The 16,326-nt window shown below is 75.8% G+C and carries 13 protein-coding genes; all 13 read left to right on the plus strand.

The genetic code is table 11. The features are described from left to right. Positions 1–213 precede the first annotated feature (213 nt). The 13 genes from CNO22_RS06885 to CNO22_RS29630 all read left to right on the plus strand — a co-directional run bounded on the left by CNO22_RS06885 (position 214) and on the right by CNO22_RS29630 (position 16,319). Positions 214–1,932 (plus strand): peptidoglycan D,D-transpeptidase FtsI family protein, encoded by a 1,719-nt coding sequence (locus CNO22_RS06885; protein ID WP_232806851.1) that lies wholly within the window; start codon positions 214–216, stop codon positions 1,930–1,932. A 350-nt stretch (positions 1,933–2,282) separates the two neighbouring features. After that, positions 2,283–3,854, plus strand: coding sequence for a UDP-N-acetylmuramoyl-L-alanyl-D-glutamate--2,6-diaminopimelate ligase (locus CNO22_RS06890; RefSeq protein WP_100498615.1), 1,572 nt, complete (start codon positions 2,283–2,285; stop codon positions 3,852–3,854). Then, positions 3,851–5,254 carry a UDP-N-acetylmuramoyl-tripeptide--D-alanyl-D-alanine ligase gene (locus CNO22_RS06895; RefSeq protein WP_100498616.1) on the plus strand — a complete coding sequence of 468 codons (1,404 nt, stop codon included), beginning with the start codon at positions 3,851–3,853 and terminating at the stop codon, positions 5,252–5,254. The genes CNO22_RS06890 and CNO22_RS06895 overlap by 4 nt, the downstream gene beginning before the upstream one ends. Continuing rightward, on the plus strand, positions 5,251–6,330 hold the full coding sequence (gene mraY, locus CNO22_RS06900; RefSeq protein ID WP_100498617.1) for a phospho-N-acetylmuramoyl-pentapeptide-transferase: 1,080 nt from the start codon (positions 5,251–5,253) through the stop codon (positions 6,328–6,330). Before CNO22_RS06895 ends, mraY begins: the two co-directional genes overlap by 4 nt. Positions 6,331–6,509: 179 nt before the next feature. Continuing rightward, the gene (gene ftsW / locus CNO22_RS06905; RefSeq protein ID WP_232806852.1) at positions 6,510–7,940 is read left to right on the plus strand and encodes a putative lipid II flippase FtsW; all 1,431 of its coding nucleotides are present in this window, start codon (positions 6,510–6,512) and stop codon (positions 7,938–7,940) included. Then, complete coding sequence (gene murG / locus CNO22_RS06910; RefSeq protein WP_100498619.1) at positions 7,937–9,034, plus strand: undecaprenyldiphospho-muramoylpentapeptide beta-N-acetylglucosaminyltransferase; 1,098 nt, start codon at positions 7,937–7,939, stop codon at positions 9,032–9,034. Before ftsW ends, murG begins: the two co-directional genes overlap by 4 nt. Beyond that, a complete protein-coding gene (gene murC, locus CNO22_RS06915) occupies positions 9,031–10,488 on the plus strand; it encodes a UDP-N-acetylmuramate--L-alanine ligase (protein ID WP_100498620.1) in 1,458 nt (485 codons plus the stop codon). The genes murG and murC overlap by 4 nt, the downstream gene beginning before the upstream one ends. After that, positions 10,485–11,306, plus strand: coding sequence for a cell division protein FtsQ/DivIB (locus CNO22_RS06920; protein ID WP_232806853.1), 822 nt, complete (start codon positions 10,485–10,487; stop codon positions 11,304–11,306). Before murC ends, CNO22_RS06920 begins: the two co-directional genes overlap by 4 nt. A 162-nt stretch (positions 11,307–11,468) precedes the next feature. Then, entirely contained in the window at positions 11,469–12,053 is a 585-nt protein-coding gene (locus CNO22_RS06925) for a peroxidase-related enzyme (RefSeq protein ID WP_100498638.1), read from the plus strand. A 358-nt stretch (positions 12,054–12,411) separates the two neighbouring features. Beyond that, positions 12,412–13,695 carry a cell division protein FtsZ gene (ftsZ, locus tag CNO22_RS06930; protein ID WP_100498621.1) on the plus strand — a complete coding sequence of 428 codons (1,284 nt, stop codon included), beginning with the start codon at positions 12,412–12,414 and terminating at the stop codon, positions 13,693–13,695. Positions 13,696–13,833: 138 nt separating this feature from the next. Next, the gene (gene pgeF / locus CNO22_RS06935) at positions 13,834–14,565 is read left to right on the plus strand and encodes a peptidoglycan editing factor PgeF (RefSeq protein ID WP_198588153.1); all 732 of its coding nucleotides are present in this window, start codon (positions 13,834–13,836) and stop codon (positions 14,563–14,565) included. 178 nt (positions 14,566–14,743) lie between these two features. After that, entirely contained in the window at positions 14,744–15,484 is a 741-nt protein-coding gene (locus CNO22_RS06940) for a YggS family pyridoxal phosphate-dependent enzyme (RefSeq protein WP_100498623.1), read from the plus strand. Between the two features lie 31 nt (positions 15,485–15,515). Beyond that, positions 15,516–16,319 (plus strand): cell division protein SepF, encoded by an 804-nt coding sequence (locus CNO22_RS29630; protein WP_100498624.1) that lies wholly within the window; start codon positions 15,516–15,518, stop codon positions 16,317–16,319. The last annotated feature ends 7 nt before the right edge of the window (positions 16,320–16,326 follow it).

Genomic DNA, 16,326 nt, shown 5'->3' on the forward strand with positions numbered 1-16,326 from the left:
ATGCTTAGTTGTGATACGTTGCGTCGTTGTGCACGTTGTTGTGTTTATATGCATTCGGCGACCCCCGAATTCTACACGTAAGGTGTCGTCGGCATCGTCAGATGTGTATAAGCGACCGCCCCCGCACCGCGCCGGCGTCCCGCCGAGCGCGCCCCGCTGCGCGGCGGCGCGACGGGCGCGTTCACCTCCCGCCGCGCTCCCGGCAGTCGCCGGGTGCCCGGCGCGCTGCGGACCAGCCGCCGGCGCTACAGCATCGGCTTCGTCCTCGTCGTCGTCCCGCTGCTGGTGATCACCGGCAAGCTGTGGCTGCTGCAGGGCGTGGACAGCGGCGAGTACGCCCTCGCGGCCACCCAGGACCGCATCCGCGTGCAGGACATCGCCCCGCTGCGCGGCTCGGTCGTCGACCGCGACGGCAACCCGCTGGCCTACACCGTCGAGGCCTCCCGGATCACCGCCGACCCGACCCTGGTCGACGACCCCGCCCGCACGGCCCTGGCGCTGACCACGCTGCTCGACGTCCCGGTCTCCGAACTGACCGACCTGCTCTCCGAGGACGGCCGCTACGTCGTCCTGGCCTCGCAGGTGCCGCCGGAGACCGTCGACGCCATCGACGAGCTCGGGTTGGCCGGCATCTTCGCCGAGGACGACCCGGTGCGGCTCTACCCCGCGGGGTCGGTCGCGGGGCAGGTCGTCGGCTTCACCGGCCGCGACGGCCAGGGGCTGGCCGGCATCGAGCAGAGCTTCGACGAGCAGCTGGCCGGCACGCCGGGGGAGCGGCGGGTCGAGGTCGGCAGCGGCGGGCACCCGATCCCCTCGGGCATCGACGAGTCCACGCCCGCCGTCGACGGCAGCACCGTCGAGCTGACCCTCGACGCCGACCTGCAGTACGTCACCGAGCAGCGCCTGCAGGAGGCCTGCCAGGACGGCGCGACCACCCGCGCCTCGGCCGTCGTCCTCGACGTGCACACCGGTCAGGTCGCCGCGATGGGCTCCTGCCCCGGCTACGACCCGGGCAACTACCGGCAGACCGAGCCCGAGCTGCTGGGCAACCCCATCGTCTCCAGCGTCTTCGAGCCCGGCTCGGTGCTCAAGGCGGTCACCCTCGCCGCGGCCGTCGAGGAGGGCAAGGCGACGCCGGACACCGTGCTGAGCGTCGACGGCCACATCGAGGCGGGCGACGTCGTGGTGCGTGACGCCCACGACCACGCGCCGATCGACTGGACGGTCACCGGGATCCTCGCCAAGTCCAGCAACGTCGGCACGATCATGCTGGCCCGCGAGGTGGGCGACGAGCGGCTCGAGGAGTACCTGCGGGCCTTCGGCCTGGGCAGCACCACCGGCATCGGGCTGCCCGGCGAGAGCGCCGGCATCCTCGAGGACTCCGCGGACTGGACCGAGAGCCGCGCGGCGAACGTGCCGATCGGGCAGGGCGTGTCGGTCACCACGCTGCAGATGGCCTCGGTCTACCAGGCCATCGCCAACGGCGGGGTGCGCATCCCGCCGCGCATCGTCTCCTCGGTGGGCGGCGAGCCGGTCCCGGCGCCCGAGAGCACGCGGGTCCTCAGCGAGGCGACCGCGGACGACGTCGCGTACATGCTCGAGGCCGTCGTCGGGCCGGGCGGCACCGCCCCGCTGGCGCAGGTCGAGGGCTTCCGGGTGGCCGGCAAGACCGGCACCGCCCAGCGGGCCAACCCCGAGTGCGGCTGCTACGCCGGCGGCGGCTACGTGACGACCTTCGTCGGGTTCGCCCCGGCCGACGACCCGCAGTACGTCGTCGCCGTGGACCTCGAGCGGCCGACCAGCGACGCGGAGGGCGGCCAGGTCGCCGCCCCGGTCTTCGCCGACGTCATGCGCCAGGCGCTGACCGCCGACGGCATCGTGCCGTCCGGGACACCCCGCCCCGACTTCGCGCTGACCGGCCCGGAGAACTGAAGAAGGACCACCCTTCCCCCCACGCCTCGCGCGCTCGGCGCGGGACCCTGAAGGGTGGCCGTTCCAGTGCGTCGCGAGGCGCGGCGGGGCCCTGCAGGGGGGCCGTTCCAGTGCGTCGCGAGGCTCGCGGCGGGGCCCCGCTCGGCGACGATCATGGAGTCCGGGTGGCGACACGCGGACCGGGCCCGGCGTGTCGCCACCGCAGCTCCATGATCGTCGTCAGGAGGCGCGGCCGGAGTGCCCCTCGGCAGGCTCGAACGGGGCCGGCGGGGCCGGCATCGGGCGGCGGTGACCGGCTCCCCGCGTGTGGGCGGCGGGCCCCGACCTGCCCGCCGGTAGATTGGAGTCCCGTGAGCGAGAGCGGGAGGGGGACGACGTCCCGGCCGGGGGGGACCGACCCGCTGACCCTCGCCGACCTCGCCGACCTGCTCGGCCCGCCCGTCCAGGGCGACCCCGCCACCGCGGTCGCCGGCGTGACGCTGGCCTCGGGTGAGGCCGGCCCCGGAGACCTCTACGCCGCCCTCCCCGGCGCCCGCACCCACGGGGCGCGGTACGCCGCCGATGCCGCGGCGCGCGGGGCGGTCGCCGTCCTGACCGACCCCACCGGCCGCGACGAGGCCGCCGCGACCGGCCTGCCGGTGTGCGTCGTCGAGGACCCCCGCGCGCTGCTCGGCGCCGTGGCCGCCCGCGTCTACGGGGAGCCGGCCCGGCGGATGCAGGTCATCGGGATCACCGGCACCAACGGCAAGACGACGACCAGCTACCTCGTCGAGGCGGGCCTGGCCGCCGCCGGCCGCGGCACCGGCCTGGTCGGCACGGTGGAGACCCGCACCCGTGGCCGCGCCGCCGACGGGACGCCCACCGTCACCACCCTGCCCAGCGTGCGCACGACGCCGGAGGCGCCGGCCCTGCACGCGCTGCTGGCCCGGATGGCCGACTCCGGCGTGCAGACCGTCGTCATGGAGGTCTCCAGTCACGCGCTCGTGCTCGGCCGGGTCGGTGGCATCCCGTTCGCCGCGGCCGGGTTCACCAACCTCGGCCGCGACCACCTGGACTTCCACGCCGACATCGAGGACTACTTCCAGGCCAAGGCGCGCCTCTTCGACGGCCGTGCCGCCGTCGAGGTGGTCGACGTCGACGACCCGTACGGGCGGCGGCTGGCCGGCATGCTCGGCGACCGCCGCACGGTGACCGTCTCGATAGAGGGGGCCGACGCCGACTGGACGGCGACCGGCCTCGTGCCGGCCTCCGACGGCGGGACGGCGTTCACCCTGACCGGCCCGGACGGGGGCTCCTGGCCGGCGCGGGTGCGACTGCCCGGCCGGTTCAACGTCGCCAACGCCGTCCTCGCGGTGGCGCTGCTCGACGCGGTCGGCGTGCCGGTGGAGACGGCGCTGACCGGGCTGGCCGAGACGGTGGTGCCCGGCCGGATGGAGCCGGTGGACGCCGGCCAGCCGTTCGTCGCCGTCGTCGACTACGCGCACACCCCCGACGCCGTCGGCACGGCGCTGACCGCGCTGCGCGCCGCGACGCCGGGCCGGGTGATCACCGTGCTCGGCTGCGGCGGCGACCGCGACCCCGGCAAGCGGGCGGCGATGGGGGAGGCCGCGGCGCGCGGCAGCGACCTGCTGGTCGTCACCGACGACAACCCCCGCTCCGAGGACCCCGCCGCGATCCGCGCGGCGATGCTCGCCGGCGTCCCCGCCGACCGGCGCGGCGACGTGCTGGAGATCGGCGACCGCCGCGCCGCCATCGCCGCCGCCGTCGCCCACGCCCGGCCGGGCGACGCCGTCCTCGTGGCCGGCAAGGGCCACGAGACCGGCCAGGAGGTGGCCGGCACCCTGCACCCGTTCGACGACCGCGCCGTGCTGCGCGAGGCCCTGGCGCAGCACGCGCCGGCCGGAGTGGAGCCCACCCCGTGATACAGCTGAGCCTCGCCGAGGTGGCCGAGGCGGTCGGCGGTGAGCTGACGCGCGGCGACGGCACCGTCTCCGGGAAGGTCACCGTCGACTCCCGCGCCGTGGCACCGGGCGACCTGTTCGTCGCCGTGCCGGGGGAGCGGGTCGACGGGCACGACTTCCTCGGTGCCGCCGCGGCCGCCGGCGCGGTCGCCGCGCTGACCACCCGCCCCGACGACGCGTTGCCCTGCGTGGTCGTCGACGAGTCGGTCGCCGCGCTGGGCCGGCTGGCCGCCGCGGTGCACACCCGGCTGGCGGTCGGCGATCTGGTCACGATCGGCATCACCGGCTCCTCGGGCAAGACCAGCACCAAGGACCTGCTCGGCCAGGTGCTGACCACCGCGGGCGCCACGGTCAGCCCGCCCGGCTCGTACAACAACGACATCGGCCTGCCGCTCACCGTGCTCGACGCCGACGGCGACACCCGTTTCCTCGTGCTCGAGATGGGCTCGCGCGGACGGGGGCACATCGCCCGGCTGTGCCGGGTGGCCCGCCCCGACGTCGGCGTCGTCCTCAACGTCGGCTCGGCGCACCTGGGCGAGTTCGGCTCGGCCGACGGGATCGCGCTCGCCAAGGGGGAGCTGGTCGAGGCGCTGCCGGCCGAGGGCACCGCCGTCCTCAACGCCGACGACCCGCGGGTGATCGGCATGGCGCCGCGCACCCGGGCCCGCGTGGTCACCACCGGGACGTCGGCCGAGGCCGACGTGCGCGCGGAGGACGTCGTCCTCGACGAGGCCGGCCGCGCCGGCTTCACGTTGGTCGCGGGGGGTGCCCGCGCGGCGGTGCGGCTGCAGGTCGTCGGTGCGCACCAGGTCGCCAACGCCCTGTCGGCCGCCGGTGCCGCGCTGGCCTCCGGGATGACGCCGGAGGACGTCGCCGCCGCGCTGTCGGCCGCCGTGCCGCGCAGCCGCTGGCGGATGGAGGTCACCCGCCGGGACGACGGCGTGACCGTGGTCAACGACGCCTACAACGCCAACCCCGAGTCGATGCGCGCCGCGCTGGCCGCGCTGGCCGGGCTGCCCGCGCGGCGGCGGATCGCCGTGCTCGGCGCGATGGCCGAGCTGGGCCCGGGCGCGGCCGGGGAGCACGAGCGGCTGGGCCGGGACGCCGTGGCCGCCGGGATGGACCTGGTCGTGGCCGTCGGCCCGGATGCAGTAGGGATAGCCGACGGGGCGCTCGCCGCCGGTGCTCGCGAGGACCGCGACACGGACAGGGGCGCGGTCCGCGTGCCCGACCGGGCGGCCGCCCGGGAACTGCTGACGGAGGTGCTGGTGCCCGGTGACGTCGTGCTGGTGAAGGCCAGCCGGTCCTACGGGCTCGAGGTGCTCGCGGCCGACCTGCTCGCCCCCGGGGCAGGCGCGTGAGATCCATCCTCATCGCGGCCGCGTTCGGGCTGGTGATCTCGATCCTGGCCACGCCGGTCGCCGTGCACCTGTTCCGCCGCAAGGGCTTCGGCCAGGAGATCCGCGACGACGGGCCCGAGAGCCACCTGGCGAAGAAGGGCACGCCCACCATGGGCGGCACCGTCATCGTCGGTGCCACGGTCGGCGGCTACCTGATCGCGCACCTGTTCCTGCTCAACCAGCCCGGCCGCGGAGTGACCGCCAGCGGCCTGTTGGTGCTCTTCCTCATGGTGGGCCTGGGCACCGTCGGCTTCCTCGACGACTACCTGAAGATCCGCTTCCGGCGCAGCCTCGGGCTGAACAAGACCGCCAAGCTCGTCGGCCAGCTCGTCGTCGGCGTGGCCTTCGCGGTCCTGGCGCTGAACTTCCCCGACGAGGCCGGCATCACCCCGGCCTCGGAGTTCGTCTCCTACGTCCGCGACATCGACCCGCTCTTCCTGGGGTCGTTCGGCTTCGTCGTCCTGGCCTACCTGTTCATCGCCGGGTTCTCCAACGCCGTGAACCTGACCGACGGCCTGGACGGGCTGGCGGCCGGCTGCTCGGCGATGGTCTGCGGCGCCTACACGATCATCTCGTTCTGGCAGTTCACCCACGACTGCACCAGCGAGGCCATCGCCGGCTGCTACGAGGTGCGCGACCCGCTCGACGTCACGCTGGTCGCCGCCGCCGGGCTCGGCGCCTGCCTGGGCTTCCTGTGGTGGAACACCAGCCCCGCGCGGATCTTCATGGGCGACACCGGCTCGCTCGCCCTCGGCGGGCTGCTGGCCGGCCTGGCCGTGGTCACCCGCACCGAGCTGCTGCTCGTCGTCCTCGGTGGGTTGTTCGTCGCGGTCACGCTGTCGGTGGTCATCCAGGTGGCCTTCTTCCGCGCCACCCGGCGCCGGGTGTTCCGGATGGCCCCGCTGCACCACCACTTCGAGCTGGCCGGCTGGACCGAGAACACGGTGATCGTCCGCTTCTGGCTGGTGACCGGGATGTCGGTCGCCTTCGGGCTGGGCCTCTTCTACGCCGACTGGCTGACCGTCACGGGCCTGTGAGTCAGGAGAGGCTGCTGCGACACGCCCCGACGGTGCGCCGGGAGACCCGCCCCAGCGGCGACGATGGCCGGATGCAGTCCTCCGGCGTTCCGACCGCTCCCGGGCGGCGCCGGACCGCGGGGACCGGGCGCAGGACGCCGGTCCGCCGGTTCGCGCCGCCGCCCTGGCTCGACGGCCCCATGACCAGCTTCCAGCTGGTCGTCGGCGCGGCCGGCATGCTCCTGGCCATCGGCCTGGTCATGGTGTTCTCCGCCTCGGCGATCGAGGCCGCGCTCAACGACCAGCCCGCCTGGCGGCCCGGCGTCGACCAGGTCGTCTTCGCCGTCATCGGCCTGGGTGCGCTGCTGGTGGCGGTGCGGTTGCCGGTCGGGCTGGTCCGCCGCTGGGCGCCGATCGGCCTGGTGGTCGCGGCGGTGCTGCTCGTCGCGGTGCTCGTCCCGGGCATCGGCATGCAGCTCAACGGCTCCCGCGCCTGGATCGACCTGGGCTTCACCAACTTCCAGCCCTCCGAGCTCGCCAAGCTGGTGTTCGCGCTGTGGGGCGCGCACATCCTGGCGATGCGCGACCGCTTCCTGACCGTCCGGACGCTGCTGGTGCCGCTGCTGCCGGTGTTCGCCGTCCTGTCGGTCCTGCTCATCCTCGAGCCGGACTTCGGCGGGGTGGTCAGCCTCGGCCTGGTCCTCGTCGGCCTGCTGTGGGCCGGGGGCCTGCCGGGCCGCTGGTTCGCCGGGTTCGCCGCCGCGGCCGCCGCGGCCGTGGTGCTCATGGTCGCCGTCGCGCCCTACCGCATGGAGCGGATCACCTCGTTCCTCGACCCGTTCGCCGACCCGTCGGACACCGGCTTCCAGGCCATCCGCGGCTTCTACGCGCTCGCCACCGGTGGGCTCTGGGGCGTGGGGCTGGGCAACAGCGCGATGAAGTGGAACCTGCTGCCCGAGGCGGAGTCGGACTACATCTTCGCGATCATCGGTGAGGAGCTCGGCTTCCTCGGCTGCCTGGTCGTGGTCGCCCTCTACGGCGTGCTGGCCTGGGCCGGCTTCCGCATCGCCCGGCGCACCGCCGACCGGTTCGTGCAGCTGGCCTGCGTGGCGATCACCGTGTGGCTGGTCGGCCAGGCGGCACTCAACATGGGCTACGTGGTGGGTCTGCTGCCGGTCACCGGCCTGACGCTGCCGCTGGTCTCCGCCGGCGGCACCTCGCTGGTGCTCACCCTGTTCATCGTGGGCCTGCTCATCCGCTTCGCCCGCTCCGAGCCCGAGGCGATCGAGCACCTGCGCCGCGCCGACCGCGGCCGGCTGTCCCGCTGGCTGCTGCCGGCGCCCGAGCAGGCCGTCGGCGCGGTGTTCCCGCGCCGCGCCCGCCGTCCCGAGCAGCCCGACGAGCGCCCCGGCCGCGCACCCGGGCGTCCCGCCCGCCGCGCCGCCGTCACCGGCGCACGCACCGTCGCCCGCGTCGTCCCGGTCCCGCCCGGGGAGCGCGTCCCGCGCGAGCGGGTGCCCGCTCGTGAGCGGCGGACGACGGAGGGCCGCGGCCGGGTGCCCGAGGCCCGCCGGCAGCCGCCGCCGCGGGCCCGGGCCACGGCCCCCGAGTCCCCGCGGCGACCCCGATGAGCGTCAGCGTGGTCCTCGCCGGGGGCGGCACCGGCGGGCACATCGAGCCGATGCTCGCCCTGGCCGACGCGCTGCTGCGCCGCGGCGCGGTGGAGGGCGGCCTGCGGATCACCTGCCTGGGCACCGCGCGCGGCATGGAGACCCGGCTGGTCCCCGCCCGCGGCTACGACCTGCGACTGATCCCGCCGGTGCCGCTGCCGCGCAAGCCCACCGTCGACCTGCTGCGGGTGCCTGGCCGGGTGGTGCGCTCGGTGTCCGAGACCCGGGCGCTGCTGCGCGAGCTGTCCGCGGACGTCGTCGTCGGCTTCGGCGGCTACGTGGCGCTGCCGGCCTACCTGGCCGCCCGCCGGGAGCGGGTGCCGGTCGTCGTGCACGAGCAGAACGCGCTGCCGGGCCTGGCCAACCGGATCGGCGCGCGGGTCGCCGCGTGGGTGGCGGTCACCGTGCCCGGCACGCCGCTGCGCGGCGCCGAGCACGTCGGCATGCCGCTGCGGACGGCGATCAGCACGCTGGACCGCCCCGCCCGCCGCGCCGAGGCCCGCGCCGCCTTCGGCCTGGACCCCGAGCGGCCGACGCTGCTGGTCTTCGGCGGGTCGCAGGGCGCGGCCTCGCTCAACCGGGCCGCCGTCGGCGCCGCCGACGCGCTCACCGCGGCCGGGGTGCAGGTGCTGCACGCCCGCGGCCCCAAGAACACCGACGTGACCGTGCCGCCCCGCGCGCCCGGGCACGCCCCCTACGTCGTCGTCGACTACCTCGAGCGCATGGACCTCGCCTACGCCGCCGCCGACCTGGCCCTGTGCCGGTCCGGCGCGGTCACCGTGGCGGAGCTGTCCGCCGTCGGGCTGCCGGCGGTGTTCGTGCCGCTGCCGATCGGCAACGGCGAGCAGCGGCTCAACGCCCTGCCCGTCGTCGACGCCGGGGGAGGACTGCTGGTGGACGACGCCGACCTGTCGCCGTCCTGGATCGAGGAGCACGTCATCCCGATGGTCACCGACCCGGCCACGCTGGCCCGGTACGCCGAGCACGCCGCGGCCGCCGGCGCCCGGGACGCCGACGAGCGCCTGGCCGACATCGTGCTGGAGGTGGCCGAGTGAGTGCCGCTGCGGTGGCCGCGTGGGCCGACCCGGTGCCGAGCCTCGAGGAGCTCGGCGCCGTGCACTTCGTCGGCATCGGCGGGGCCGGGATGAGCGGCATCGCCCGCATCCTGCTGGCCCGCGGCGTCCGGGTCTCCGGCAGCGACCGGCGCGACACCCCGACGCTGCTGGCGCTGCGGGCGCTGGGCGCCCGCGTGCAGCTCGGCCACGACCCGGCGAACCTCGGGGACGCCGACACCGTCGTCGTCTCCACCGCCATCCGCGACGACAACCCCGAGCTCGCCACCGCCCGCGAGCGCGGCCTGCGGGTGCTGCCCCGCGCGGTCGCGCTGGCCGCGGTGATGGCCGGCCGGCGCAGCGTCGCGGTGGCCGGCACGCACGGGAAGACCTCGACGACCTCGATGCTCACCGTCGCGGTGCAGGCCTGCGGCGTGGACCCCTCCTTCGCCATCGGCGGCGACCTCAACGAGTCGGGCAGCAACGCGCACGCCGGCGAGGGCGACGTCTTCGTCGCCGAGGCCGACGAGAGCGACCGCTCCTTCCTGCTGCTGGCCCCGTACGGCGCGATCGTCACCAACGTCGAGGCCGACCACCTCGACAACTACGGCGACCTCGCCGCGGTGGAGGCCGCCTTCGACCGGTTCCTGCAGACCATCGACCCGGCCGGTTTCCTGGTGCTGTGCGCCGACGACCCCGGCGCGGCCCGGCTGCGCACCGTGCCCACCCCGGCCCGGGTGCGCACCTACGGCACGGCCGAGGACAGCGACCTGCGGCTGGTCGACGTCGAGGTGGGCCCGGAGACGACCGCCTGGACCGCCGTCCTCGACGGCGAGGTGCTCGGCCGGGTGTCGATCCGAGTGCCCGGCGAGCACATGGCCCGCAACAGCGCCGCCGCGCTGCTGGCCGGGCTCGAGCTGGGCCTGCCCGCCGAGAGCCTGATCGCCGGGCTCGGCCGCTTCGGCGGGGTGCACCGGCGTTTCGAGCTCAAGGGCAGCGTCGGCGGGGTGCGGGTCTACGACGACTACGCCCACCACCCGACCGAGGTGGAGGCCCAGCTGCGCGCCGCGCGGGCGGTGGCCGGCGCCGGCCGGGTGGTCGTGGCCTTCCAGCCGCACCTGTACAGCCGCACCCGGCAGTTCGCGGCCGCGTTCGGCGCGGCGCTGGGCCTGGCCGACGAGGTCGTGGTCATGGACGTCTACGGCGCCCGCGAGGACCCGGTCCCCGGCGTCACCGGCGCGATGGTGGCCGACGCGGTCGCGCTGCCGGCCGGGGGGGTGCACTTCGAGCCGTCCTGGTCGGCCGCGGCCCCGGCGCTGGCCGAGCGGGCGCGGCCCGGCGACCTGGTGATCACCATGGGCGCGGGCAACGTCTCGATGGTCGGCCCGGAGGTGCTCGAGGCGCTGCGGGCCCGGTTCGCGGCGGACGGCGGCGAGCCGGGGGACCCCGCGCGGTGAGCCGTTCGGGGACGACCACCAGCGACCGCGCGCGCGGCGGGGGGTCCTCCCGGGCCGGCGCCGCGGCGCGTCCCCGCCGCCGTCCGGTCGCCCGCCGCCCGTCGAGTCGCCACCCCGCCGACCCGGCCGCCCGCCGGCGACGGCTGCTGCTGCGCGGCGGCGTGCTCGTCGCGGTGCTCGGCCTGCTGGCCTGGCTGCTGTGGGGGAGTCCCGTGCTCGCCGTGTCCGCCGTGCGGGTCGACGGCGCCGGCACGCTGACCGCCGCCGAGGTCGTCGACGTCGCCGGCATCGACGAGGGGACGCCGCTGCTGCGGGTCGACGTCGACGCCGCCGAGGCCCGGGTCGCCCGGCTGCCGCAGGTCGCCGACGTCGAGGTGACCCGCGGCTGGCCGCGCAGCGTCGTCGTCACCGTGGTGGAGCGGGTCCCGGTCGCCGTGGTCGAGCAGGACGGCACGCGCTCGCTGGTCGACGCCGACGGCGTGCTGTTCGACACGGTGACCGGCCGCCCGCCGGCCGGCGTGGTGCCTCTCGACGTCGCCGATCCCGGCCCCGAGGACCGCGCCACCCGCGCGGCGCTGTCGGCTCTGGTCGCGCTGCCGGACGACGTCCGCGGCGACGTCGCCGGTGCCCGGGCGACCAGCCCCGAGGACGTCACGCTCACCCTCGAGGACGGCACCACCGTGCTGTGGGGGAGCGACGAGCAGGCCGGCGACAAGGCCGACGCGCTGGTCGCGCTGCTCCAGCAGCTGCAGGCCGGCGCGCTCGAGCCGGCCGGCACCATCGACGTCAGCACGCCGGCGGCGGTCGTCCTCCGCTGAAAGACGACCACCCTTCCCCCACGCCTCGTAGGACGACCCCGTCGCGGCCCCGTCCCGAGGCTCACCCCGAGCGTGCGAGGGGTGAGGAGGACGGGGTCCTTCCAGGGGCCGGCGGGGCCCTGAGGGGTGGCCGTGGCCCCTCCGGCGCGGCAGGGTGGCCGGGTGAGCACCGGGCCGGTCAGCCGCTTCCCCGTCCCCCCGCGCGACGAGCTGCCCGAGCAGCTGTGCGAGCGCTACGACGCCGTCGAGGAGCGTTCGGGCTTCCTGCCCAACGTCTTCGCCGCGCTGGCGTGGCGGCCGGCCGAGGCGGCGGCGTTCTTCGCGCTGCACGACGCGCTCATGGACAAGGACACGCCCGGGCTGTCCACGGCCGACCGGGAGCTGATCGTGGTCGCCACCAGCGCGGCCAACGACTGCCTGTACTGCGTGGTCGCCCACGGGGCCATCGCGCGGATCCGCGCCCGCGACCCGTACCTCGCCGACCAGGTCGCCGTGGACTGGCGCAAGGCGCCGGTGTCGGAGCGCCTGCACGCGGTGCTCGAGGTCGCCGTCCGTCTGGCGGTGGACCCGGCGGCGGTCAAGGCCGCGGACCTCGACCGGCTGCGCGGTCACGGACTCACCGAGGACGACGTGTGGGACGTCGGGGCCATCGTGTCGCTGTTCGCGCTGTCCAACCGGTTGGCGCACTGGGCGGCGATCCCACCGAACGAGGAGTTCTTCCTGATGGGACGCGTCCCCCGGCAGTAGCGGGGACTGCGCTGGGTCGTCGTCCGGTGCCGCGGCGTGTGCGGCGGGGCCCCCAGGCGACACGCGCGGTGACGCGACACGCCCGACACGACAGATCTCTTCGGCAGTTCCCGGTGCCGGGCATGTCACGGCCCTCGACCCGTACCTGAGGTCCCCGCCGCGCGGGTCGTCACCGACAGTGGTGCAGGTGTGACCAGCGGGTCGTCCGAGATCGGTGGGGAAACACCAGTCCGACACGCCGGGTCCGGGAGGGTGCTTGTAGCGCCCATGAACGCCCACCTAACTTCGTGCGCGTCGACCCAGTTGACATAACTATAAGGCTTTACTTGAGGATGAGGGTCGAGGTCGGGAGCCCCACATGACACCTCCGCACAACTACCTCGCGGTCATCAAGGTCGTCGGCATCGGCGGCGGCGGGGTGAACGCGGTCAACCGCATGATCGAGGTCGGCCTCAAGGGGGTCGAGTTCATCGCCATCAACACCGACGCCCAGGCGCTGCTGATGAGCGACGCCGACGTCAAGCTCGACGTCGGCCGTGAGCTCACCCGCGGGCTCGGCGCGGGCGCGCAGCCCGACGTCGGCCGCCAGGCCGCCGAGGACCACCGCGAGGAGATCGAGGAGGTGCTCAAGGGCGCCGACATGGTCTTCGTGACCGCCGGCGAGGGTGGTGGCACCGGTACCGGCGGCGCGCCGGTCGTCGCCTCGATCGCCCGCAAGCTCGGCGCGCTGACCATCGGCGTGGTCACCCGCCCGTTCTCCTTCGAGGGCAAGCGGCGGGCCGTGCAGGCCGAGTCGGGCATCGAGGAGCTGCGCAACGAGTGCGACACGCTCATCGTCATCCCCAACGACCGGCTGCTGCAGCTGGGCGACCGGAACGTCAGCGTCATGGACGCCTTCCGGACCGCCGACCAGGTGCTGCTCTCCGGTGTCCAGGGCATCACCGACCTGATCACCACGCCGGGCCTGATCAACCTGGACTTCGCCGACGTCAAGTCGGTCATGTCCGGCGCCGGGTCGGCCCTCATGGGCATCGGCAGCGCGCGCGGGGACAACCGGGCGCTGCTGGCCGCCGAGCAGGCGATCGCCAGCCCGCTGCTGGAGGCCTCGATGGAGGGCGCCCACGGCGTGCTGCTGTCGATCTCCGGTGGCTCGGACCTCGGCCTGTTCGAGATCAACGAGGCCGCCTCGCTGGTCTCCGACGCCGCGCACGCCGACGCGAACATCATCTTCGGTGCGGTGATCGACGACGCCCTCGGCGACGAGGTGCGGGTCACCGTCATCGCCGCCGGCTTCGACGGCGGCAAGCCGCAGGACCGCAAGGACGCCGGGATCGCCGCGGTGCCGGCCGCGGCCCCGGTGGCCCCGCCGACCACCCCGCGGACGCCGGTGGTGCAGCCCCAGCCGGTCGCCGGCGTCCCGACGGGGGAGCGGCTGGTCGGTTCGGCCCAGCCGCAGCGGGCGCAGGCCAACCCGCCGTCGACGTCCCAGCTGCCCGGCCGGTCGGCCGCGGGGGGCGGGCTCACCGTGCCGCCGCTGCCGCCCGTCCCCGGCGCGAACACTAACGCCGCCGCGGGCCGGCGTCCGCTGTCCAACGAGGACTTCGAGGAGGAGCTCGACATCCCGGAGTTCCTGCGCCAGTAGAAGGACCCCCGTGCCCCCCACCGGAGAAGGACCCCGTCCTCCCCGCCCTTCGCCAGCTCAGGGTGGGACCCGGGACGGGGCCACGGCGGGCCCCTGCACGGGGGCCGCGCGCGTGACCTCCTGCGCCTGGCGCGCGCCGTGAGCTCGACCCCGGCCGCCCCGCGGGCAGTGCGACCCCGACGGGTCGTCACCGACCGGCGGGGCGGCCGGTCCGCTGCTCCGTACGACTCGTTCAACCTCGGCGTGCACGTCGGCGACGACCCGGTCGCCGTGGCCGCCAACCGTGAGCGGCTGGCCCGCGAGCTCGGCGTCCCCGCCGACCGGCTGGTGTGGATGGAGCAGGTCCACGGCACGCGGGTCGCCGTCGTCGACGGGCCGGTCGAGGGCCCGCTGGAGGGCACCGACGCCGTCGTCACCCGCACGCCGGGACTGGTGCTGTGCGTGCTGGTCGCCGACTGCGTCCCGGTCCTGCTCGCCGACGCCACCGCCGGCGTCGTGGCCGCCGTGCACGCCGGGCGCGAGGGGGTGCGGGCCGGCGTCGTCCCGGCCACGCTGGTCGCCATGGCGGAGCTGGGCAGCCGCCCGGGCGACGTCACGGCGCTGCTCGGCCCGGCCGTCTGCGGTGCCTGCTACGAGGTGCCGCGGGCGATGCAGGTCGAGGTGGCCCGGGTGGTGCCCGCCGCGGCGGTGCGCACGCGCAGGGGGACGCCGGGGCTGGACCTGCGGGCCGGGCTGGCCGAGCTGCTGCGCGGCGCGGGCGTCGGGCAGGTGGTGCACGACCCCCGGTGCACCGTCGAGGACCGCCGGCTGTTCTCGCACCGCCGGGACGGGGTCACCGGCCGCCAGGCGGGCGTCGTCTGGATCGAGTAAGGACCACCCTGCCCCCCACCGCTCGCAGGCTCGCGGCGGGCCTCTGCAGGGCGGCCCACTCACCCCACCCCTCGCTGTCGCTCGGGGCGGGCCCCTGCAGGAGGCCGTTCCAGCACGTCGCCGGGCTCGCGGCCGACCGGGAGCCGCGGGTCGGCACGGCACGGGGGAGGATCCGGTCGTGAGCACTCCGGCCGACCGCCTGCAGGCCGTTCGCGACCGCATCGCCGCCGCGGCGCGCGCCGCGGGCCGGGACCCCGCCGAGGTGGGGCTGCTCGCGGTGAGCAAGACCTGGCCCGCGGCCGCCGTCCGGGAGCTGGCCGCCCTCGGCCAGACGGACTTCGGGGAGAACCGCGCCCAGGAGCTCACCGGCAAGGCCGCCGAGCTCGCCGACCTGCCGCTGCGCTGGCACTTCGTCGGCCAGCTGCAGCGCAACAAGGCCGCGGCCGTCGCCCGCCTCGGTGCCGTCGTGCACTCCGTCGACCGCGCGTCGCTGGCCCGCGCGCTGGCCCGGGTCGGTGTGGAGACCGGCCGGCCGGTCGAGGTGTTCGTGCAGGTAGACCTCGGGGGACCGGAGGGGGAGCTGGCCGTCCGGGGCGGGGCGGACCCGGCCGACGTCCCCGCGCTGGCCGACGCCGTGGCCGCGGAGGAGGGCGTCGTCCTGCGCGGCCTCATGGCGGTCGCCCCGCGCGGTGCCGCGCCCGGCCCGGCCTTCGAGCGCCTGGCCGCGCTGGCCGAGCGGGTCCGCGCCGACCACCCGGAGGCGCGCGACCTCTCCGCCGGCATGAGCGCCGACCTCGAGGAGGCGGTGGCGGCCGGCAGCACCCTCCTGCGTGTCGGAACCGCCTTGTTCGGGACGCGGCCCCTACCCTCCCCGCAGGACGAGTCACACCAGTCACACGGGTCCCAGCAGCCCGGGTGACCACGCGCGCGTACGGAGAAGGGCAGGGCTGATGGCCGGAGCCATGCGGAAGATGGGCATCTACCTCGGGCTCGTGGAGGACGACGACGCCCGGGCCTACGGCCGGTACGACGCCCGCCAGGGGGACGCCGACCACTACGACCGCCTCGAGGAGCGCCGGTACTCCCGGTACGCCGCTGAGGACGGTTATGTCGCGGACAACGGTTACGACGACCGCTACGACGTCGGGGACCGCTACGAGCGCGACTACCGCGACGGCGACTACCGGGCCGACGACCACCGCTTCGCCGACCTCGACGCCGACCTGCCGCCGGCGCCGGAGCCCGAGCCGCTGGCGCTGCCGCGGCGTCCCGCCGCCAACCGCAACCTGGGCCTGGCGCCCAACCCGGGCGGGTCCAGCGCCTCCCGCGTCAGCGGGCTGGCCGGCGCCGGTGCCGCGTCGATCCCCGGCCCGGCGACCGCCGTGTCCGGCCCGGTCGGTGCCGCGGGCCTCGCCGTCCGCGAGCCGATCGCGGCCGCGCCCGAGCCGGCGCCCGCGCCCGCCCCGGCGCCGCAGCCCTACCGGATCACCACGCTGCACCCGCGCACGTACAACGAGGCCCGCCAGATCGGCGAGAGCTTCCGCGACGGCAAGCCGGTGATCATGAACCTCACGGAGATGGACGACGCCGACGCGAAGCGGCTCGTGGACTTCGCTGCGGGTCTGTCGTTCGGGCTGCGCGGTAGCATCGAACGCGTCACGAACAAGGTGTTCCTGCTCAGCCCGCGGGACGTCGACGTGACGGCCGAGGACAAGGCGCGGATCCGCGAGGGCGGTTTCGCCGCTGAGTCCTGAGGTCAGG

The sequence above is a fragment of the Geodermatophilus chilensis genome (genome assembly GCF_002802985.1).
GTDB lineage: Bacteria > Actinomycetota > Actinomycetes > Mycobacteriales > Geodermatophilaceae > Geodermatophilus > Geodermatophilus chilensis.

Coding starts and splice junctions, on each gene's coding strand:
- ftsW (WP_232806852.1), top strand. CDS start 6,510: ATGACCAGCTTCCAGCTGGTCGTCGGCGCGGCCGGCATGCTCCTGGCC.
- ftsZ (WP_100498621.1), top strand. CDS start 12,412: ATGACACCTCCGCACAACTACCTCGCGGTCATCAAGGTCGTCGGCATC.
- CNO22_RS29630 (WP_100498624.1), top strand. CDS start 15,516: ATGGCCGGAGCCATGCGGAAGATGGGCATCTACCTCGGGCTCGTGGAG.
- murG (WP_100498619.1), top strand. CDS start 7,937: ATGAGCGTCAGCGTGGTCCTCGCCGGGGGCGGCACCGGCGGGCACATC.